The organism is Rhodococcus sp. PBTS 1, assembly GCF_001620025.1.
GTDB lineage: Bacteria > Actinomycetota > Actinomycetes > Mycobacteriales > Mycobacteriaceae > Rhodococcoides > Rhodococcoides kroppenstedtii.
The window spans coordinates 3,607,244-3,625,483 of sequence record NZ_CP015219.1 but is presented as its reverse complement, the minus strand read 5'-3'; the positions used below and the strand labels follow the sequence as shown (position 1 = coordinate 3,625,483).

29 protein-coding genes and 1 other annotated feature are annotated in these 18,240 nt (G+C 68.9%); of the genes, 21 read left to right on the top strand and 8 right to left on the bottom strand.

The annotated features are described in order from the left end of the window. Window positions 1–23: 23 nt before the first annotated feature. Genes A3Q40_RS16640 through A3Q40_RS16630 form a run of 3 tightly spaced genes read right to left on the bottom strand, consistent with a single transcriptional unit; the run spans window position 24 to window position 2,181 of the window. Entirely contained in the window at window positions 24–677 is a 654-nt protein-coding gene (locus tag A3Q40_RS16640) for an arsenate reductase ArsC (RefSeq protein ID WP_068103872.1), read from the bottom strand. Further along, entirely contained in the window at window positions 677–1,786 is a 1,110-nt protein-coding gene (gene arsB, locus A3Q40_RS16635; protein ID WP_068103870.1) for an ACR3 family arsenite efflux transporter, read from the bottom strand. The genes A3Q40_RS16640 and arsB overlap by 1 nt, the downstream gene beginning before the upstream one ends. Then, a complete protein-coding gene (locus tag A3Q40_RS16630) occupies window positions 1,783–2,181 on the bottom strand; it encodes an ArsR/SmtB family transcription factor (protein WP_068103868.1) in 399 nt (132 codons plus the stop codon). The genes arsB and A3Q40_RS16630 overlap by 4 nt, the downstream gene beginning before the upstream one ends. A gap of 127 nt (window positions 2,182–2,308) precedes the next feature. On the opposite strand from A3Q40_RS16630, the gene A3Q40_RS16625 reads away from it, so the two are divergent. The 8 genes from A3Q40_RS16625 to A3Q40_RS20440 all read left to right on the top strand — a co-directional run bounded on the left by A3Q40_RS16625 (window position 2,309) and on the right by A3Q40_RS20440 (window position 7,320). Beyond that, window positions 2,309–3,070 carry an ImmA/IrrE family metallo-endopeptidase gene (locus A3Q40_RS16625; RefSeq protein ID WP_082833976.1) on the top strand — a complete coding sequence of 254 codons (762 nt, stop codon included), beginning with the start codon at window positions 2,309–2,311 and terminating at the stop codon, window positions 3,068–3,070. A 30-nt stretch (window positions 3,071–3,100) separates the two neighbouring features. Continuing rightward, the gene (locus A3Q40_RS16620) at window positions 3,101–3,433 is read left to right on the top strand and encodes a hypothetical protein (RefSeq protein ID WP_068103866.1); all 333 of its coding nucleotides are present in this window, start codon (window positions 3,101–3,103) and stop codon (window positions 3,431–3,433) included. Beyond that, a complete protein-coding gene (locus tag A3Q40_RS20445; RefSeq protein ID WP_157889651.1) occupies window positions 3,430–3,600 on the top strand; it encodes a hypothetical protein in 171 nt (56 codons plus the stop codon). Before A3Q40_RS16620 ends, A3Q40_RS20445 begins: the two co-directional genes overlap by 4 nt. A gap of 438 nt (window positions 3,601–4,038) precedes the next feature. After that, entirely contained in the window at window positions 4,039–4,308 is a 270-nt protein-coding gene (locus A3Q40_RS16615; protein ID WP_157889650.1) for a hypothetical protein, read from the top strand. 140 nt (window positions 4,309–4,448) lie between these two features. Next, the gene (locus A3Q40_RS16610; RefSeq protein WP_068103862.1) at window positions 4,449–6,077 is read left to right on the top strand and encodes a ParB/RepB/Spo0J family partition protein; all 1,629 of its coding nucleotides are present in this window, start codon (window positions 4,449–4,451) and stop codon (window positions 6,075–6,077) included. 239 nt (window positions 6,078–6,316) lie between these two features. Then, window positions 6,317–6,589: a hypothetical protein gene (locus A3Q40_RS16605; RefSeq protein ID WP_068103860.1), complete on the top strand. Its 273-nt coding sequence runs from the start codon at window positions 6,317–6,319 to the stop codon at window positions 6,587–6,589. Further along, window positions 6,586–6,798 carry a hypothetical protein gene (locus tag A3Q40_RS16600; protein ID WP_068103858.1) on the top strand — a complete coding sequence of 71 codons (213 nt, stop codon included), beginning with the start codon at window positions 6,586–6,588 and terminating at the stop codon, window positions 6,796–6,798. Before A3Q40_RS16605 ends, A3Q40_RS16600 begins: the two co-directional genes overlap by 4 nt. Window positions 6,799–6,951: 153 nt before the next feature. Further along, window positions 6,952–7,320 carry a hypothetical protein gene (locus A3Q40_RS20440; protein WP_068103855.1) on the top strand — a complete coding sequence of 123 codons (369 nt, stop codon included), beginning with the start codon at window positions 6,952–6,954 and terminating at the stop codon, window positions 7,318–7,320. Between the two features lie 90 nt (window positions 7,321–7,410). Here A3Q40_RS20440 and A3Q40_RS16590 read toward each other — a convergent pair whose 3' ends face one another. Then, window positions 7,411–7,986, bottom strand: coding sequence for a lipase family protein (locus A3Q40_RS16590; protein WP_068103854.1), 576 nt, complete (start codon window positions 7,984–7,986; stop codon window positions 7,411–7,413). 63 nt (window positions 7,987–8,049) lie between these two features. Here A3Q40_RS16590 and A3Q40_RS16580 point away from each other — a divergent pair. Next, window positions 8,050–9,311, top strand: a protein-coding gene (locus A3Q40_RS16580; RefSeq protein ID WP_157889537.1) for an IS3 family transposase whose coding sequence is annotated in 2 segments (ribosomal slippage) — window positions 8,050–8,344 and window positions 8,344–9,311 — 1,263 coding nt in all. Because the reading frame shifts where the segments join, the coding sequence is not laid out codon by codon here. Then, window positions 8,334–8,465: a sequence feature (AL1L pseudoknot), on the top strand. (Overlaps the previous gene by 132 nt.) Here the strand turns inward: A3Q40_RS16580 and A3Q40_RS16575 are convergent. Beyond that, complete coding sequence (locus A3Q40_RS16575; RefSeq protein ID WP_068103851.1) at window positions 9,269–10,117, bottom strand: lipase family protein; 849 nt, start codon at window positions 10,115–10,117, stop codon at window positions 9,269–9,271. The two genes, A3Q40_RS16580 and A3Q40_RS16575, sit on opposite strands and share 43 nt — an antisense overlap. 179 nt (window positions 10,118–10,296) lie before the next feature. On the opposite strand from A3Q40_RS16575, the gene A3Q40_RS20435 reads away from it, so the two are divergent. Continuing rightward, a complete protein-coding gene (locus A3Q40_RS20435) occupies window positions 10,297–10,461 on the top strand; it encodes a hypothetical protein (protein ID WP_157889649.1) in 165 nt (54 codons plus the stop codon). Window positions 10,462–10,598: 137 nt separating this feature from the next. On the opposite strand, the gene A3Q40_RS16570 is transcribed toward A3Q40_RS20435, so the two are convergent. After that, on the bottom strand, window positions 10,599–10,949 hold the full coding sequence (locus A3Q40_RS16570) for a hypothetical protein (protein ID WP_068103849.1): 351 nt from the start codon (window positions 10,947–10,949) through the stop codon (window positions 10,599–10,601). A 932-nt stretch (window positions 10,950–11,881) separates the two neighbouring features. Here A3Q40_RS16570 and A3Q40_RS20430 point away from each other — a divergent pair. Both A3Q40_RS20430 and A3Q40_RS16565 read left to right on the top strand, forming a co-directional pair. After that, window positions 11,882–12,022, top strand: a complete 141-nt coding sequence (locus A3Q40_RS20430) for a hypothetical protein (RefSeq protein ID WP_157889648.1) — start codon at window positions 11,882–11,884, stop codon at window positions 12,020–12,022. Window positions 12,023–12,066: 44 nt separating this feature from the next. Next, window positions 12,067–13,059: a DUF4192 family protein gene (locus A3Q40_RS16565; RefSeq protein ID WP_068103847.1), complete on the top strand. Its 993-nt coding sequence runs from the start codon at window positions 12,067–12,069 to the stop codon at window positions 13,057–13,059. A gap of 332 nt (window positions 13,060–13,391) precedes the next feature. On the opposite strand, the gene A3Q40_RS16560 is transcribed toward A3Q40_RS16565, so the two are convergent. Further along, on the bottom strand, window positions 13,392–13,562 hold the full coding sequence (locus A3Q40_RS16560; protein WP_157889647.1) for a hypothetical protein: 171 nt from the start codon (window positions 13,560–13,562) through the stop codon (window positions 13,392–13,394). A gap of 391 nt (window positions 13,563–13,953) precedes the next feature. Between A3Q40_RS16560 and A3Q40_RS16555 the strand changes: the two genes are divergently transcribed. From A3Q40_RS16555 to A3Q40_RS16525, 8 genes are all read left to right on the top strand, one after another. Continuing rightward, on the top strand, window positions 13,954–14,184 hold the full coding sequence (locus A3Q40_RS16555; RefSeq protein WP_068103843.1) for a hypothetical protein: 231 nt from the start codon (window positions 13,954–13,956) through the stop codon (window positions 14,182–14,184). Window positions 14,185–14,395: 211 nt separating this feature from the next. Continuing rightward, window positions 14,396–14,629 carry a glutaredoxin-like protein NrdH gene (gene nrdH / locus A3Q40_RS16550; protein ID WP_068103841.1) on the top strand — a complete coding sequence of 78 codons (234 nt, stop codon included), beginning with the start codon at window positions 14,396–14,398 and terminating at the stop codon, window positions 14,627–14,629. 35 nt (window positions 14,630–14,664) lie between these two features. Further along, window positions 14,665–14,808 (top strand): hypothetical protein, encoded by a 144-nt coding sequence (locus A3Q40_RS20425; RefSeq protein WP_157889646.1) that lies wholly within the window; start codon window positions 14,665–14,667, stop codon window positions 14,806–14,808. Window positions 14,809–14,844: 36 nt separating this feature from the next. Continuing rightward, window positions 14,845–15,483 (top strand): DnaB-like helicase N-terminal domain-containing protein, encoded by a 639-nt coding sequence (locus tag A3Q40_RS16545; protein WP_235606337.1) that lies wholly within the window; start codon window positions 14,845–14,847, stop codon window positions 15,481–15,483. Then, window positions 15,480–15,935 (top strand): hypothetical protein, encoded by a 456-nt coding sequence (locus A3Q40_RS16540; RefSeq protein ID WP_068103839.1) that lies wholly within the window; start codon window positions 15,480–15,482, stop codon window positions 15,933–15,935. Before A3Q40_RS16545 ends, A3Q40_RS16540 begins: the two co-directional genes overlap by 4 nt. Beyond that, window positions 15,932–16,153, top strand: a complete 222-nt coding sequence (locus tag A3Q40_RS16535) for a hypothetical protein (protein ID WP_068103837.1) — start codon at window positions 15,932–15,934, stop codon at window positions 16,151–16,153. Before A3Q40_RS16540 ends, A3Q40_RS16535 begins: the two co-directional genes overlap by 4 nt. Next, a complete protein-coding gene (locus A3Q40_RS16530) occupies window positions 16,150–16,581 on the top strand; it encodes a hypothetical protein (RefSeq protein ID WP_068103835.1) in 432 nt (143 codons plus the stop codon). The genes A3Q40_RS16535 and A3Q40_RS16530 overlap by 4 nt, the downstream gene beginning before the upstream one ends. 138 nt (window positions 16,582–16,719) lie before the next feature. Continuing rightward, window positions 16,720–17,064, top strand: a complete 345-nt coding sequence (locus A3Q40_RS16525) for a hypothetical protein (protein ID WP_068103833.1) — start codon at window positions 16,720–16,722, stop codon at window positions 17,062–17,064. A 253-nt stretch (window positions 17,065–17,317) separates the two neighbouring features. Here A3Q40_RS16525 and A3Q40_RS16515 read toward each other — a convergent pair whose 3' ends face one another. Further along, entirely contained in the window at window positions 17,318–17,536 is a 219-nt protein-coding gene (locus A3Q40_RS16515) for a hypothetical protein (RefSeq protein WP_371831482.1), read from the bottom strand. A 97-nt stretch (window positions 17,537–17,633) separates the two neighbouring features. Between A3Q40_RS16515 and A3Q40_RS16510 the strand changes: the two genes are divergently transcribed. Beyond that, complete coding sequence (locus A3Q40_RS16510; protein WP_068103826.1) at window positions 17,634–17,972, top strand: DUF2834 domain-containing protein; 339 nt, start codon at window positions 17,634–17,636, stop codon at window positions 17,970–17,972. Window positions 17,973–18,240 lie beyond the last annotated feature (268 nt).

Genomic DNA, 18,240 nt, shown 5'->3' with positions numbered 1-18,240 from the left:
GGGTGTTCAGCAGCGGTGACGTGTCAGGCGTGTGCAGGGGTGCTCAGCTCGGCGAGGAGCGTGGTGATCTGGGCGTCGAGGTCGTCGCGGATGCGGCGCACCTCGTCGAGGTTTTTGCCGTCGGGGTCGTCGAGATCCCAGTCCAGGTACCGCTTTCCGGGGTAGACGGCGCAGGCGTCGCCGCAGCCCATCGACACCACGACGTCCGCGGCGGCGACGACGTCGTCGGTGAGTGGCTTCGGATACGCATCGCCGAGGTCGATGCCCAGCTCGTTCATTGCCTCGACGACGACCGGGTTGATCGCGGAGGTGGGCGCGGACCCGGCGGAGCGGACATGGACGCGCCCGGCGCCGTGGTGGGTCAGCAGTGCCGCCGCCATCTGAGAGCGGCCCGCGTTGTGCACGCAGATGAACAGCACCTCCGGCACTTCCTTCGGGGCGTCGCCGGTCGACTGAGCGAGTGCAGTGAGCCGGTCGGCGGCGAAGCGTCCTGCGAGGGTGGTCAGGTGGGTGTGGATTTTCGAGGTGCGGCGCAGTGCGGTGTAGGACTCGAAGACGTACCGCTCCACCGTCTGCGGGGAGAAGATGCCGGCGTACTTCTCCGACAGTGTCTGCGCGGTGCGGGTCAGGACCGCCTGCGGCATGAGCAGTTCCGGTTGTGCGCGGTGCTCGGACATCACGATTCCTTGCGTTCGGGCGCCGACGCGGTCGCGGCCGGCGAAGGTGTGAAGCGCTTCCGAAGAGCGAGCGAGACGTAGACCAGGCCCACGAGCACGGGGACTTCGATGAGGGGTCCGACGACGCCGGCGAGTGCTTGTCCGCTGGTCGCCCCGTAGGTGGCGATCGCGACGGCGATCGCGAGCTCGAAGTTGTTGCCCGCCGCGGTGAAGGCCAGCGTCGTGGTGCGCTCGTAGCCCAGGCCCATCGCGGCACCGAGAGCGTATCCGCCACCCCACATCACCGCGAAGTACACCAGCAGCGGCAGCGCGATACGGACGACGTCCAGGGGCTGGGAGGTGATGCGGTCGCCCTGCAGGGCGAAGAGGATGACGATGGTGAACAGCAGCCCGTAGAGCGCCCACGGCCCGATCTTCGGGATGAACGACGTCTCGTACCAGTCGCGGCCCTTGGCGCGTTCGCCGAAGTACCGCGAGGCGAATCCGGCGATCAACGGGATGCCCAGGAAGATCAGCACGGATTTCGCGATCTGCCACGGCGACGCCTCGATGGTGGTCTGGTCGAGTCCGAGCCAGCCGGGGAGAACCGAGAGGTAGAACCAGCCGAGGACGGCGAACATGACCACCTGGAAGACCGAGTTGATCGCCACGAGGACGGCTGCAGCTTCGCGGTCGCCGCAGGCGAGGTCGTTCCAGATGATGACCATCGCGATGCACCGGGCGAGTCCGACGATGATCAGTCCGGTGCGGTATTCGGGCAGGTCGGGGAGGAACAGCCAGGCGAGGGCGAACATCAGCGCGGGGCCCAGGATCCAGTTCAGGGCAAGGGAACCCAGCAGAAGCTTCGTGTCGCCGGTGACGGTGTCGAGGCGGTCGTAGCGGACCTTGGCCAGCACCGGGTACATCATGATCAGCAGGCCGATCGCGATCGGGAGGGAGACGCCGTCGACGGAGATGGACGACAGAGCGTCGTTCATCCCGGGGATCATGCGACCGAGCAGCAGCCCGACGACCATCGCGACGCCGATCCACACCGGGAGGAAGCGGTCGAGGGTGGAGAGCTTGCCGACGACGGCGGGGTGGTCGGTGGTGTTCGCCGCGGTGCTCATGCCGTCACCAGCCCGGCAGTCGAGGTGGCGTCGTCGGCGGTCGGATCCGCAGCGGCGAGCACGAACGACAACTGCTGCAGCGCAGCGGGGATCACCCAGTAGTAGACCCACGTTCCGCGGCGCTCGCAGTCCAACAGTCCGGCCTCGCGGAGCACCTTGAGGTGATGGGAGATGGTCGGCTGTGACAGGTCGAAGGACCCGGAGATGTCGCACACGCACGCCTCGCCGCTCTCGTGACTGGCCACCAGGCTCAGCAGGCGCAGACGGACGGGATCGCCGAGTGCCTTGAACATCCGAGCCAGATCCCCGGCCCAATCGGTGGTCAGGGGTTCGCGGACCAGCGGGGAGCAGCACCCGCTACCTGCCGCCACGATGGGCTCGGCATGTTTCGACATGCGTCTATATTGACGTTCGGCGAATCAAGGGTCAAATGAACACCCAGTGAACGCACACCTCGGCCGATGCGAAGCTCTGTCCGCACACACCGGAGCGGGATCGTGCAGCTGATGCTATTCCGCACACTTGTTCAACAACGTCCTGCTGATCCTCGCTCAGCGCCCCACCGCGACGCAGGTGGCCGGGCTCCGCGCCTGGCAGAAACTCGGCCGCCAGGTCCGCAAGGGTGAGAAGGCGATCCGCATCTACGGCTACAGCACCCGCACCGTCACCGACACCGACCCCGACACCGGCGACGAAAGCACCCGCAAGGTCCCCGCGTTCCCGATCCTGTCCGTCTTCGACCAGGGACAGACCGACCCCATCGAGGGGCACCCGCAGCCCGAGCCGGTCGCCCGCCGCCTCACCGGCGACGACCCCGCCGCGATCCATGACCGCACCGCCGCCGTCATGGCCGCCCGTGGGTGGACCGTCACCCGCGAGATCATCGCGGGGGAGACCAACGGTTACACCACCACCGACGGGAGCCGCCGGATCGTCGTCGACGCCCGACTCGCCCCCGCCCAGGCGGCGAAGACGATGCTCCACGAAGCCGCGCATGCCCTCATGCACGCCGCCGACACCCTCACCGCCGAGGACCGGCGAGACCTGCACCGCGGGCGGATGGAGATCGAAGCCGAATCCGTCGCCTACGTCCTGGCCGGGATCCTCGGACTCGATACCGCCGCGTACAGCGTCGGCTACGTCGCCGGATGGGCGAACGGCGACACGACCGCCGTCGCCGACACCGCCCGCGCCGTCCTCGCTACGGTGCACGAGCTCGCCGACGCCCTCGACCCCACCGAGACCGAACCCGGCACCGACACCACCGACGCGGCCGAGACCTGACCGCCTTGACCTGGAAGGAAAGCCCACCCGATGCCCGCTCAAGCCTGGGTGACCCTGATCGTCGGCGTCCTCGCCGTCGTCGGGGTCGCCCTCACCGTCCGCCAACGCACCCGCGCCGACAACCGCGCCCAGTCCTGGCAGCGCATCACGTGGTGTCTCGAGCGCACCGTCAGCAAGGACGACGACGAAGCGACGCTCGGATGGGAAGTGTTCGGGACCGTGGCCCGAACGCCGTTCATCGCGGCCACCGACCGAGACACTCTGCAGACCATCGCCGACTACGCCGCTGGACCGGCAGGCCTAGCGCAGCCGGACGACACCGACGACACTGGTACCGACACCGACGAGGAGGACCCGCGATGACGACCACCGAGAACCCCACGCCCCGCAAGGCGCGGTCGATGCAGGTCCGGTCCGCCGCCGCTCGCGCGTCGATCAAGCTCCGCGAGTACGACAACAAGCCCGTACCGCAGTGGCTCCGCGACGTCGCCGCCGGCAAGGACTCCGCACCACCGACTCCGAGTCGGTAGAACCGCACGCCCCGAGTAAGGCCCGCACCCACCAGGGTGCGGGCCTTCTTCGTATCCGGGGCCGGGTCGCGGCCGGCGGGTGTCGCTGCCCGCTGGTGTCGGCGGCTACTGGTCGTGCGGGGTGGCCGGCCGGGGGCCGGGCGCCGGCCACCCTGCGGGCGTCCCCTGATCGTAGCTCCGCTGCGCTCCGCCCTGTGACAAGCAGGGACGTTCTTTCGTCACATCCGGCTACCTCCGATGCTGCGGCACTCCCTCCCTCATCGCCAACACCCGACCTCCGCTGCGCTCCGGCCCCTGCGGGGTCCGAAAACTTCTCAAAGCGCCTTCGGCTGAGAACTTTTCGGATCGTGTACTGGCATCGGTCACTCGCACCGCCTCCTCTACGCCACGCCGGATGCACGGCGAAAGAACGCCGAGGGAGAAAGGGGAGTGCTCACCATGAGCCGCACCGTCACTGTCACAGGGGATTTCGAGACCGCCGCACGCGCTGCCGTCGCCGCCGCCGCGCTGCGGGTCCGCGAGCACGCACTGCGACAGGTCACCGCCTACACCGCACGCGCCGAGCACGCCGCTGCCGATCCGGAGTCGTCCACCGAAGCCGCCCACCGCGACGGAGTCGCCTACTGGGCGTGCACCGCCCGTGAGAACGGGGCCACCGAGGAGCAGATCACCGCCGCCGAGCAGGCCGCACCGAGGCTCGTCCGGTGACGCACTCGTGCGGGAGGGGGAGAGGCCCACCAACCCCAGGGTGATTCACCCCGACCAGCACCACCCAGAGAAGAAAAACACCGGACAGCTCGAATCTGCCCGGTGTCTCACCGAGAACCCTAGCAGGAGAGACACCCACCATGAACGCACCAACTCAGAACGCCACCCCCGCAACCGAACCCGCCGCCGACGCGGTGCTGGTGCGGGTGGACCCGACCACCCTCGACGTGGCCGAGAACGTCCGCGACAGCGTCGACCTCGACGCCACCCCCGAGTTCGTGGACTCCATCCGCGAGCACGGGGTGTTGCACCCGATCCTCGCCGTCCGGAGGGAGGACGGCACCCTCGCCGTCGTCGACGGACAGCGCCGCACCCTCGCTGCCGCCGAGGTCGGGGCGGCGACGGTGCCGGTGATCGTGCGCGAGCAGGACACCGACACCCGGGGCGCGCAGGTCAGTCGCATCGTGGAGCAGATCGTCTCCAACGACCAGCGCAGCGGCCTCACCGACGGGCAACGCGCCGCCGGGGTGGCGCAGTTGCTCGACCTCGGGGTCAGCGTGAAGGAGACCGCGCAGGCGTTGTCGATGACGCAGAAAGCGGCCAAGACCGCCGCCAAGGTCGGGGGGTCCGCCGCCGCCCGTAGCGCCCTCGACGCCGGGCAACTCGACCTCGAGCACGCCTCGATCATCTCCTCGTTCGAGCAGCTGGGCGACACCGACGCCGTCGCGCAGTTGCTCGACGCCGCCGAGCGCTGCCCGTTCAACTTCCCGCACCTGGCGCGGCGGCTCACCGAGGACCGCAAGACCGCCCGCGAGCGAGCCAAGGCGCTGGTCCCTTACGGCGAGGCCGGGCACCCCGTCCTTGAGACCGACCCGGAGACGGGGGAGGACGTGTGGCTCTACGCCGGTGAGGTCCGCACCGCCGAGGGCGAGGCGGTCGACCCCACCGCCCACCCTGAGCGTTGGTCGGTGTGGGCGGATCGCGTCGAGGCGTGGGTCGACGCCGAGAGCGGTGAGCCGGTCGACGAGGGCACCGTCGACTGGGACGCAGACGGCCCCGACGCCGTCCCCGCCGAGGGACTGCGGCACCCCGACACCGTGAAGGAAGGGTGGACGTGGGAGGCGTCGTACTGGATCACCCCGGAGGACGCCGAGCGGGACGGCTACCGCACCACCCGCCCCGAACCCGTCACCGCCGCCAGCGGTGCAGGGGACGACGACGCGGCCGCAGCCGCTCGCCGCGCCGACGAGGCAGCCGAAGCCCAGCGCGCCGAGCGGCGGCAGGTCAAGGCCCTCAACGCCGCCGGTCTCGCCGAGACCACGCTGCGCCGCGAGCACATCAAGACGCTCCTGACCCGTAAGACTGCGCCGAAGGGTGCGGCGGTGTGGACGGCGGCGACCCTGGCCGGATCGCCGGACCTGCTCACCGAAGGCAAGGCCGGAGAGGTGCTGCGTGAGGTGCTGCCCGGGGCGGACACCAGCGCCGGAATCGCGGCGATGCTCGAGACCGCCACCGACGCGAAGGCGCAGGTGCTCACTCTGGCGTTGGTGCTGACCGCGCTCGAAGCGCGCATGGCCGGGTCGGACAAGTCGTGGTGGCGGGCCAGCCCGCAGACCCGCTGGACCCGCGACGGCCTCCCCAGGGGAGCCGCCCGGTACCTGGCGTTCCTCACCGAGCACGGCTACACCACCGGCCCGGTGGAGAAGATCGTCACCGGCGAGCACACCGCGGAGGACGCCTACGCCGAAGTCACCGCCGTCACCGAGTGACACCCGGTGCGGGTGCCCCCACAACAGGGGGCACCCGCACCACCGGCGGCGGGGCAACCGCCCAGGGGGCGTCGCCGCCGGGACCCGTCCCCGGGTCGGGGCGAGGGGGAGCGCCCCCTCGCGCTCCCCCCACGGGGCGCACCACCCGCCGGGGCGCACGTCCTCGGGCGCGGCACCCTGTCGCACCCCTACGGCACACTGACCACCACCACGAACAGACCAGCACTCAGGGGGGAACCATGCTGACCTACCTCGGCCTCGCACTGATCGTCGCCGCCGCCTACGCCACCACCCGGCTCACCGCACCCCGACACCGCGCCGCCGCATACGCGGCCATCGTCGCCGGCGTCGTCCTCGCTGCCGCCGGACTCCTCACCCGCTTCGACGACCCGCACAACCCCGCCCACTGGATCATCGGCGGCACCGTCACCGTCCTCGCCGCCGTCATCGCCGCCGCCGGCACCCGCGTCGCAATCCACCTCGCCCGCACCACGCCCAGCGACCAAGCGTGACCGAACACCCGGGGACGCCGGACTACGACGTCGACACCGACGCCCGATACGCCCTCATCGCTGACGGCTACGACCCCGACGACCCGCAGCTGCGCCGCGAGCACGCCGACGTCGCCACGCTCCTGCGCCAGCACCGGCACCTGGCCACCGGCGACGGGCCCCTCGCCGCGTGGCGCGACACCACTCCGCTGCGCCGCACCCGACGCTGACACCAACAGAGTATCGAACGTGAGTTCGATGCTCTGCTACAGTCGACCCCGCGGGGCCGGGCGGTGGCGCACCACCCCCCGGTCGCCACGGGAAGCGTTCGGCCCCGCACACACCCAACCCGGGAACGATGCAGGTAGGGCAGGGGAGCGGACATGTTTCAGGAATGGCCCGTCCGCCACACCCCCGAACCCCGCAAGACCTTCGACCCACCCCTCCCGGTCACCATCGACCTCGGCCGCGCCTTCGCCCGCACACCCCGATCCATGCGCCAAGGACTCGCCCTGCGCGTCAAAGCCGAAGGCATCGCCCTCATCGGCGACGCCCCCGGACAACTACGGGTGTGGATCCGCACCACCGCCGGTGACTGGATCGGCCTCTGCGACATCGAACTGCACACCGGCAACGGACACGGCACCCTCCACGTCCAACAGTGGTGCCCCAGCAACGCCATCACTCCAGACGCCGACCATACCGGCGGACAGACCGCCGCCGGCCACCGTGACCGAGACGCGCCCGCCTGACCACGCCGGAGGGGGTGTACACGCACGGAAACAGCTCTGCCTTAAGTGCGTCGTGGGGCGGTGAAGCCTGTTGTACCGGTCGTGGCCGGTTCACTGAGGGGGCAGCCCGAGGAGCGTTGTGAGTGCAGCCGAGACCATGGGACCGAGGCGTGCCAGCGATCGTTGCTCGATCAGTGTGCTCGGCACCGTTTGGATATCGCACCCCGGTGATGCGGGTGCACCGTCGAGCCTGGATTTCAGCCAGTCGAACGCCCCGGGTGCGCCGGAAACGGCCACCGTCCCGTGTGTGCTGTAGATCTGCGTCGGCAACGCAGGCGGGAGCTCCTCGCGGCGGTAGGTCACCGACGATCCTGCCTCGCAGTAGGACCGGACCAATTTGTCGGTGCCGCTGACCGGCGCGACTTCTTCCGTGACGCCGTTGTAGACGTAGGTCGGCACCGAGGAGGCGCGTCCGGAGATGCCCCTGTCGCTGATCGCGCGAGCGATGTCGGGTTGCGCGAGCACGGCCTCGAGTGGTGCGTTCAGGTATGCGCGGTAGTCGAACCAGATGTTCGACAACACGTTCTGCGCGAGACAGTGTTGACGTGTATCGGCCACGATGGCTCGACCGCGATCGGTGAGATAGGGGTCCAGTGCGGCCGCGAACTCGGGGGAGTCCTTGGCCATCGCGGACAAAGTGAACCGTCCTGGGTCTGGTGGAGACTGTGATCTCACCAGGAGAATGCAGTCATGGCAGCACCGAGGAAGTTCGACGAGGAGACCCGCCAGCGGGCGGTGAGGATGTATCGGGAACGGGTCGCCGAGCACGGTGATTCGAAGCTGGCGGCTCGCAAGCACGTCGGTGCGTTGCTCGATGTCAAACCCGAGACGTTGCGCAATTGGATCGACAGAATTGATCGTGACGATCTGCCCGAAGGGACGTCGACGGTATCCGATCGCGATGCCGAGCTGAAAAAGTTGCAGCGTGAGAATGCCGAATTGCGCAGGGCCAACGAGATTCTCAAGACAGCATCGGCGTTTTTCGCGGCGGCGGAGGTCGACCGCCGACTGCGGTGATCGTCGATTACATCGACGGCTACCGCGACCGATTCGGGGTCGCCCCGATCTGTTCCGTGCTCACCGAGCACGGAACGAAGATCGCCCCGTCCACCTACTACGCCGCCAAGAAGCGCGGCACCGTCTCCGCCGCCGCGTTGGTCGAGGCGTACGCCGCGAACACCGTCCACACGATGTTCGTGGCGAACCGGCGCCTATACGGGGTGCGCAAGATGTGGCACACCATGAAACGTGCCGGTCACGACGTCGGCCGTGATCAGGTCGGCCGGCTTATGAGTATCTGCGGAGCCGTCGGAGTGGTGCGGGGCCGCCGGCGCACGATCACCACCGAACGCGACGACCGGGCGCCGCGGCATCCGGACCTGATCGACCGGCGATGGGCCCTGCCGGACCGCCCGGATCAGTGGTGGGTTGCTGATTTCACCTACTGCTGGACGCTGGCAGGGTTCGTGTACACCTCCTTCGTCGTGGATGTGTTCTCCCGCCGGATCCTGGGGTGGCGGGTGATGACGACCAAGGCGACACCGCTGGTGACCGGTGTCCTCGAGCAAGCGTTGTTCACTCGCCGACGGGCCGACTTCGCTTTCACAGCAACGGGTTTGGTGTTCCACAGCGACGCCGGGTCGCAATATACGTCGATTGCCCTGAGCGAGGCTCTCGCCGAGTCCGGCATCGCCGGATCTATCGGGTCGGTCGGTGACGCGCTCGACAATGCATTGATGGAATCGACGATCGGACTCTACAAGTCGGAGCTGATCGACCGCCAACGGTCGTGGACCGGGCGCGCGGAGGTCGAGCGGGAGACCGCGGCGTGGGTGCACTGGTTCAACACCACCCGGGTGCACTCCTCGATCGGCTACACCTCGCCCATCGAGTACGAGAACGACTACCGTCAGAACAGCTCCACCGCCGCCTCCGACCGCGAGGTGGCCTGAACGAAGTCTCCATCAGGACCAGGACGGTTCAAAGCGACCGGAATCAGACCCGCGAGCAAGCCGCCGTTCGCTGACTGCAGCGAGGCTTCGAGGTCACGCTCGGGCGCCCCGAACGCCGCTCCCACGATGTTCAGTTCCGGTGCGTACTCCTCTTTTTCCTCCACCGCCCAGCTGCTGGCGATGGCGCCGCCGGAGTAACCCCACAACGCCGTCGGGCCGTTCGGTTCGAGACCAGCAGGGGAGAACGACTGCGCTGCGCGGATGCCGTCGAGGACAGCGAATCCCGGCTGGCGAGGGGTGAGGAATCGAGCGTCCACGCCCCCGTGATCGGGCATGGTCACGGCCCACCCTTGGGCGAGCCCCGAGGTGGCCAGGAGTACTTCGACACCGGGGAGCGTCAGGGTCAGCGGGCCGGCCGGAACGGAGAAGTCGATCGGCAAACCCTGCGTGAGACTGTAGGACGGGTTGCATTCACGCAGGGTCGCATCGGTGGCAGCTTGATAGGACAACAGCTTCTTCGGCGAGGCGCCGCGCGGAATCATCACGGTGGTCACCGTTGCGTCCGGACTCCCGTCGGCGGCGGTGGTGCGATAGAGCAGTTGCCACGCATCGACTGCGATGGGCAGCAGTTGCAGTGCGCGCACGGCGACGGGGCGGCTGCGCAAGACCTCGCCCGGCGCGGCTTCGTCAAGGTCGGCCGGGCGGTCGTAGAACGAATCCGCGGGCGGCGTCGGCTCGCTGATGTCGGGAAGGGCGGGTGCGGCGACCGCACTCGGTGTCGCCGCGACCGACGACCACCCGAGCATCAGCGCGAGGGCCGCCGCTACGGCTACCGCAGCTGTGCGCGACCGACCCGTCTGTGACGTATGCAACATAATTGTTGGACAGTAATGTCCAACATCAGAAATGTCTACGGGCCAGTAGGTTCGACTCGAGACTTCCTGTGCGACCACTTAGTCGGTGCCCCGCGCTACCGTCACCGGCCGTGCAACCAGGCGACCACATCACCCTCCACCCCAGCGCAACCAGCACCTTCGAAATCGTCGACCTCGACGACACCCACGCCACCGTCACACCCACCGGAACCGACGCCACAGCCCCCGGCGCCTACACCTTCCGCATCCCCCGCACACACCTCACCGCCACCTGACCCCAGGGCCAGGCCGCTCCGCGGCCGACCCAAGGGCATTGAGCTCCGCTGCGCTCCGCACAGTGACCCCGCGGATGGGGTGCTGACGCACCCCACCCGCCGGAACGCATGCGGCCCTCACGGGCTGCACGCGCCCTTCACCCCGCCCTGCGCTGCTGCCACCAGCACCACAACGCCACCAACGCCGCCGCCGCAACGGCCACCGCCGCCTGCGGCCAGGTCACGCAAATATCAACGTGTGCAACAACGTTGAACCACAATGAGTACAAATCGCCAGCCACGTCCATAAGCGGATCCGTGATGTTTCTGGCTCCCTCAACCCAGTCGTTCTTCATCAAGCGCAGGAACTGGCAGAACATCTCCAACCAGTCCAGGAACTCCTTCACCCAGAACTTGACCCTGCCGTAGTTGGATCTCTCAGGCCCGGAGTGGCCGTCCTCGTTCTCGCCCTCGGCGTTGCTGCCGCTTCTTCTATTATTGAATACCATCGGTACTCCTTTCTTGTTGGGTTTTTCTCGAAATGCTGTTCTGCGTACATTTGTAGGCGTCCTAACTTTTCGGTCGTGCATTACTGCCAGGGCTACGAACCACCATATTGACGGCTCCGGAAAGTGTTTCCGTCCCCTACTTCTATAATATCACATTGCACCATTCTTTGTGCGCCGCGATATGAACTCAGACAAACTGTCTGCGCTGGTCAGAGCCGCTTTGGATGTCGTCCGACCGTTTCGACTGAAACAACTGATATTACCATGAACCAGGAAATGCGAGCCCATCACGTAATTACACTGGCCAAATATGAAGGCATCAAAAAACAATCAATAATCCGGGCTACCGCGACCCGCGCAACGTGGTCCAGATCCGTCGCTCCCGCACAGTCACCACATGCACCGCACACGCGGGAGGTGGCCGGCCTGGTCGTGCAGCCGACCGTCGAGCATCGAACCCGGTCACAACCGCTCGGAGGTGTGATGGGGGCTCGGCCCGAGACGGGTAACCGCCAGTTGACGATGCACGCGAAGCGCCGGACAGGCATCGGGCGTAGGTGGCACCCGCGGCCGGCAGTGTCGCATCGCAGGCCGGCCGTAGCCGGCCGGGCGCCGGCCGCCCTGCGGGCGTCCCTGATCGGAGCTCCGCTGCGCTCCGCACCCTGAAAGAGCATCGTTCTTTCGGCACATCTGGCTACTCCGATGCTGCGGCACTCCCTCCCTTACCGCCAACACCCGACCTCCGCTGCGCTCCGGCCCCTACGGGGTCCGAAAACTTTCCAAAGCGCCTCCGGCTGGAAACTTTTCGGCTCGAATGCTGGCGCCGGTCACTCGCACCGCCTCCTCTACGCCACGCCAGATGACGGCGAAAGAACGCGGGGAAGGGCCACCGACTCCGCACCGACACCAGTTCCGGAAGGGGAGCACCCGTTATGCGCGCACAGCACACCACCACCGCCGACGAGATCGACCACCTGATCCACAAGCAGGGCTCACCGAAGATCCGGCGCACGGTCAAGAAGGCCAGCGCCCGCTACGACCGCCGCGCCGCCCGCCGCGCCCTCCGGTCCTGACACACCCCACCGACGAACACCCACCCACTCGAAAGGCCCGAACCATGACGCAAGACCGCATCACCATCCGCACCGCCGCCGACCTGCTCGCCGGAATCCCCGCCCTGCTCGGCTACGTCCCCGCCGCCGGATCGGCCGTCGTCTTCGCCCTCCGCACCGAAGCGGGCACCGGCCGCGCCACGGTCGCGTTCACCGCGCGCATGGACCTGGGCGAAGCCGACACGGCCGGAGCCGCCACCATCACCGACGCCGCCACCCGCAACGACGTCGACGGGGTCATCGTGGTCGTCGTCGCCGACGAAGCCGACATGCACGACGCGATCACCACCGGCAAGGACTTCGCCGACCTGCTCGACCAGCACGCGGCCGTGGCCGGACTGTTCTACGTCCCCACCCTCGCCGCGCCGACCACCGCGCTCAGCGTCCGCACCCTCGAGACGCACCCCGTCGACCCCACCGCCTCCCGCGTGGCGGTCGAGCAGATCGCCCGAGGCCAGCGCATCGAACGCAGCCGCGCCGACATTGCCCGCCGCTTCGCCCGCGCCGACCACATCCCCGCCGACGACACCGCCGCCACCAACCCCGGCCCGGTCCTCGAAGAACTCGCCGCCGTCGTCTACGCCGACGAGCTGCCCGACGCGCGCCTGATCGCCCGCACCGCCGCGATCATCACCGCCGTGCCGGTGCGCGATGCGATGTTCCGGCTCGCCACCTACGGCACCACCGCCGCACTCGAGGTCGCGACCGCCGTGGCGACCCACAGCCGCGGCCAGGCCCGCGTCAACGCCCTCATCCTCGCCGGGTGGCTCGCCCACTGCTCCGGCAACGGCGCCGTCACCCAGATCGCCTACGACGCCGCCGACGCCGAAACCGTCGCCACCGGAACCGCCCGGTCCCACCTGCTCGACCTGCTCCGCCGAGCAATCGACGCCGGAATGACCCCCACCGACGTGCGCAGTGTCGGACTCGCCCTCGACCCCGACACGATCCGCGCCCTCACCGGCGCACACCTCCCCGGCGCACCCGACCGCGACTGACCCCCGCCCGGGGCGACCCCACCGACGGGGTCGCCCCCGGGCGCGTCGGTCCGGCCCGCGGGGCGGGACGCGCCGGTCGGGGCATCGAGCCCCGGCCAGCGCCTTCGCGTCACACTCACCCCGCAACGTTCCGTCGCCGGTCGTACTACACCGGGAGAGGCCGCCGACCGGACCTACGAGAATCGGCCGACGGCCCCGGCACGTGAGCTGTCCGGTTTGAACCCCGCACCACGGAGCGGTCAATACCCGGGTTCGACCGCGTCCGCGCACCGCCTACCCGAACGCACCGGACCGAAACGACAGCCCCGGCAGCTCGGAACGCGAGCGAGCTCCTACTGCTCGACCTCGTCCTGCGGCCACACCACATCGACGTTCCGCAGCCCTCGCGGCTGAGTCTGCTCCACCGGAACACCCGCCACGATCGCCGCGACCGCCAAATCCGACGGCGGCACCGCCGCGTGCACCAGCTCCGACAACCTCGACTCCAAAGACGACCGCTCCATACCCCGATCGTAGAACCGCACCACCGACTTTCCGTCGTCTCGCCGCCCCTGGCGGGCCGGCGAGAAGACCAACCCCACAGGCGGAACTCCGCTGCGCTCCGTGCAGAAAAGAAGAAACACTGTTCTTTCGGCACATCCTGCGCATTCCGATTCTGCGGCACTCCCGGCCGTACACGCCAATATCCGACCTACCGGCCCCTCCGGGGTCCGAAAACTTTTCGGGCACCCACACCTGCGCTGCGCTCCGGCGCCCGAAAACTTTGTCGTCTCGAACAATGGCGCACGGCCACTCGCACCGCCGACTCTCCACCACGCCGGATGACGGCGAAAGAACGAGGGGGAAGGCCACCGACAAGGGGGTCACCCACCACCGCCGACCACAGGAGAAGCCATGCCCGACACCACCACCCACACCGACTGCATCGAGCGCGGGACCACACCCTGCCACGGCACCGTCGAGCCACGAATGTCGCTCAGCGGCAGCGGAACACCGTTCTCTCGCTGTGACCGGCACTGGGACGCCCGCCTCGACCGCGAGGAAGAGATCCGGCGACGCTACCCCCAGCACCCGCCGGCCGACTTCGACCCCACTTACGCCGGCGAACGATGGGACGAGGACTGACCACACGCCCGACCGGGGGCGGCCACGCACACAGCGCCGGACCGCCCCCGCCGAATGCGAAATGCCGCCGCGAAGCGAAATGCAAATACGAAAAGAGCGGTACGCACGGTGCGCCGAATCGTTATCGAATAAACCCGCCCACGACTGGCCGAATATCCACCGCTGAAATAGAATAGACGCAATCCCAGCGAATACCGAAAGGGCCCGAGAAATGTCCGCAGTGACCGTCTACACCAAGCCGAACTGTGTCCAGTGCAAGGCCACCTTCCGCGCACTCGACAAGGCCGGCATCGACTACACCGCCGTCGACATCACCCTCGACACCGACGCCCGCGACTACGTCATGGCCCTCGGCTACCTCGCCGCCCCCGTCGTCGTCGTCGACGAGAGCACCCACTGGTCCGGCTACCGCGACACCCGCATCGCCGCACTCGCCGCCGCCTGACCCGACACCCCCACCGCAGGAAGGACGCACCCGCCATGACCCACTACGCCACCCAGGCCCACTACGACCACGACTGGATCGCCGAGCAGATCGAGGCCGAACTCGCCGCCGACACCGCCGGCGGAACCGTCATCGCCGGACCGTGGCCCACGCCCCCCGACCGCACCAGCACCCCGTAACCCCGACCGATCCGACCCCGAGAGCAGGTGAGAGCCGTGAGCGCACTCCGAGCCGTCCCCACCGAAGGCCCCGACGAGCACCCCGCCGGCCACGACGCTGCGGTCCTCGACCTGGCACCCGACACTGCGCCCGTCGCCGCACCGGCCGGCGACCCCACCGCCCAAGAGCTCGACGAGCTGGACCCGCGCACCGACCCGGAATCGCTCACCCTCTGCGCCCTCATGTGGTCCGCCGAGTCCGCCGACACGACCCGTGTCGCCACCGCCCTCACCCCCGGCGACTTCGCCAACCCCGCACACGCGGAACTGTTCACCATCATTGCCGCCCTCATCACCGAGAACCGGCCGCACGACCCCGCCTCCGTCGCTGCGGTGATCCACCGCGCCGGGGGAGGGCAGAAGGACGCCCCGCTGCGGCGGGTGCTCGCCGACGTCGTCACCGCCGACGCCCCCGCCGTCTCCGCCGCGCACTACGCCGACATCGTGCTCTCCCAGTCCTACCGGCGGTCGTTCCACATCGCCGGACAGCGCATCACCCAGGCCGCCGAACAAGGGCCGGAGGAGGAGTTGTTCGACTACATGGTCCAGCTCGGCCGCCAACAGCGCGCCGCGTGGAACCGCCTCAACACATTCCGATCCGGCGGTGCCGTGCAGGGTGAGGGGGAGCGGTCGTGACCGGCGACGCCGCGGGTGCCGCGCTCCCCGCCGGGTGGTTCGCCCACGACGAGGACGGGCGCATGGTGGAGGCGCCGTGCCGGATCGACCCCCGACTGTGGGACACCGACCGCGCCCCGATCCACGAAATCCGCATCGCCGTCCGCGAATGCCGCACCCTGTGCCCGATCATCGACGCCTGCCGCGCCCGCCGCGACGAGATCACCGCCACCGGCCGCCGATCCGACGGGACCGTGCCCGAGCTGGCCGGGATGGTGTGGGCCGGCCGCGCCTACAGCACACGCGGCACACCCCTCGACGTCGACGACCCCGCCACCCGCACCGCCAACCGACCCGACCACGACACCCGCCACGTCACCGACGACGGCCGCGTCTACGACGGCCACACCGGCACCTGGGTGCCCGCCCCAGACCACCTCACCCGCCCCGCCCGGAACCGGAGGACACGATGACCGACCACCGCCCGATCGGCGAGCGGATCGCCGCCGCCGACCGCCGCGTCCGCACCTACCTCGGCGGCCCCGGCCTCGCCGCCATCGCCGCCGCCGTGCTGCTGTTCGCCGTCGTTCTGCCGCTCGCTGTCCGCGCCACCAGCGTCCCCGCCGTAGTGCTGATCCTGTGCCCCGTGGTCCTGGTCGTGATCGGTGTCAATCGGGTGCGCCGGCGATGACCTACGAGGTGTCGGTGACCCGTGACGAGACGTGGCCTTCACCGACCGGACAACGAGAGGACCCCACCGTGACCGACTTCCACAAGGCCCCCGCCCGAACACTCGAGCCGATGCTGTCGACGAGGCTGCTCCCCGTGCTGCTGGTCTCGCTGTACTTGGTGCAATGCGCGTGGGCAGGGGTGGTGCTGGCGAAATACACGAACGACGCGGTCGGCCGTGGGCCCGGACCCGGGTGGGAACTCATGATCGGACCCGCCGCGCTGCTCCTGATGGTCGCGATCTTCGCCCGTGCGTACCTGGTGAGCAGGAGGGCCACCGCGCGGCGCGCATCGGCCGCTCCCGCGTCCTTGCGCCACCCGTGGTCGCTCACCCGCACCGTCGCCGCCGACGACCGCGCCGACCGACCGTGGCTGCACGATCCCCGCTGAGCGCACCGTGCACTACGCGCCGACGGCGACGGCCGCATCGCGTCCGCCCTACTCGACGAGAAGATGGACCACACTGCCGGCTCGTGTCGGTGCCCCGTGACACCGTCCGACCCACCAGACGAAAGAGGTATCTCCGACGTGCCCGACTTCCGTAAGGCCACCAGTTCGATGCCGCTGCTGACCAAGCTGACCCTCGCCCTGCTCGTCCTGGTGGTCGCGATGTGCTCGGTGATGCTGATCGGTAACGCGACCGCCGACCGCGGGTTCGCATCGGGAGGGAACCTCACCGCCGCCGACGGCGGACTGTTTCTGACCGTGGTGTTCGCCCTCATCGCGATGTCCATGCTGGTGCGCGGACACGACCGGTCGCGGCGATCGGCGGCCACCGAGCGCCCGGAACAGCCGCAGCGGCCGTCGTCGCTCGCTCAGGACGTCGCCGACGACGACCGCGCCGACCGACCGTGGCTGCACGATCCCCGCTGAACCGCAGCGCGCTACCGGCCGGCCTCGTGCGAGGGGCGCGGCGATGAACCGTCGGGGTTGTGCGTGGGATCGACGGTGCAGACCCACGACCGCTGCCGTGCTTCCTCCCGGTCGAGGGTGACGCGGTCACCGGAACCGAGCAGACCCCCGCACGGGGTGGACGACGACGAGGTGTCCCGACAGCGGGGATGGCGAATCACAGCGGTTCCTTCTCGTCGTCGGCAGCGGTGGATGGGTTCCGTGGGTCGTTGGGTTACGGCCGAACCGGTGCAAGGTTGGCAGTGTCGACGAAGACCAGCCGGCCGGAATCGAGCGCCACCGCCCACCGCCGGGCGAGGCCCCAGTCGCGGCCGAGGTCGTCGCCCGACAGCACCTCCGCCCCGAAGTCCTCCACCACCACGCCCGGCGACGTGGTGTGCCCATCCGAGCCGGGGCCGGCGTCGGTCAGGGTCACTGTGACGCGGGCACCCACAGTCGGCACGAAGTTAGTGCTACGTCGTGTCTCACTCACCGCTACAGTCAACCAGCCCGACCGTTCACCGTCTCGACGACCAACCGAGGAGTGTTCGATGACCTTGTCCGAAGAACGCCGGCTGATGGCGCTCGCCGCCGCGGCCGGGGTCGCGCAGAACGCGATCGCCCTGCCCTACGTCGCGCAGAACGGACCACGCTCCGCAGCCGACTTCTTCGTGGGCAAGATCTGGTCCACCATGCCCGGTCGCTTCGCGATGGTCGACTTGATCCTGGTGGTGGTCGGCTTCCACCTGTGGGCTCGAGCCGAAGCCGGGCGACTCGGCATTCGCGGATGGTGGTGGGTGAGCGTGCTGATGACCTTCACCGTCGGCATCGGCACCGCTATCCCGTTCTTCCTCGGCATCCGCGCCCGGACGATCCGCTCGACCACCTAGAACCGCAGCGCCCGGACCGACCCGAGTCCGAACGGCAACCGAAACCCATTCACAGGCGCCCGACCGTGCAGCTGGCGCCACCGGAATACCTCCGGTGCCTCCGTCGTTGGACAGGCCGACGGTGTTCGGTCCCAATGCCCCGGGTACCACCCCTTTCGCCGCTACGAGCGGCCACCTGCCGAGAGGTGCACTGGCGGGCACCGTCCCATGCAAGAACGAGAGCCGCAGACCATCGGTCTGCGGCTCTCGTCGTGTGAGCGGGACTCTG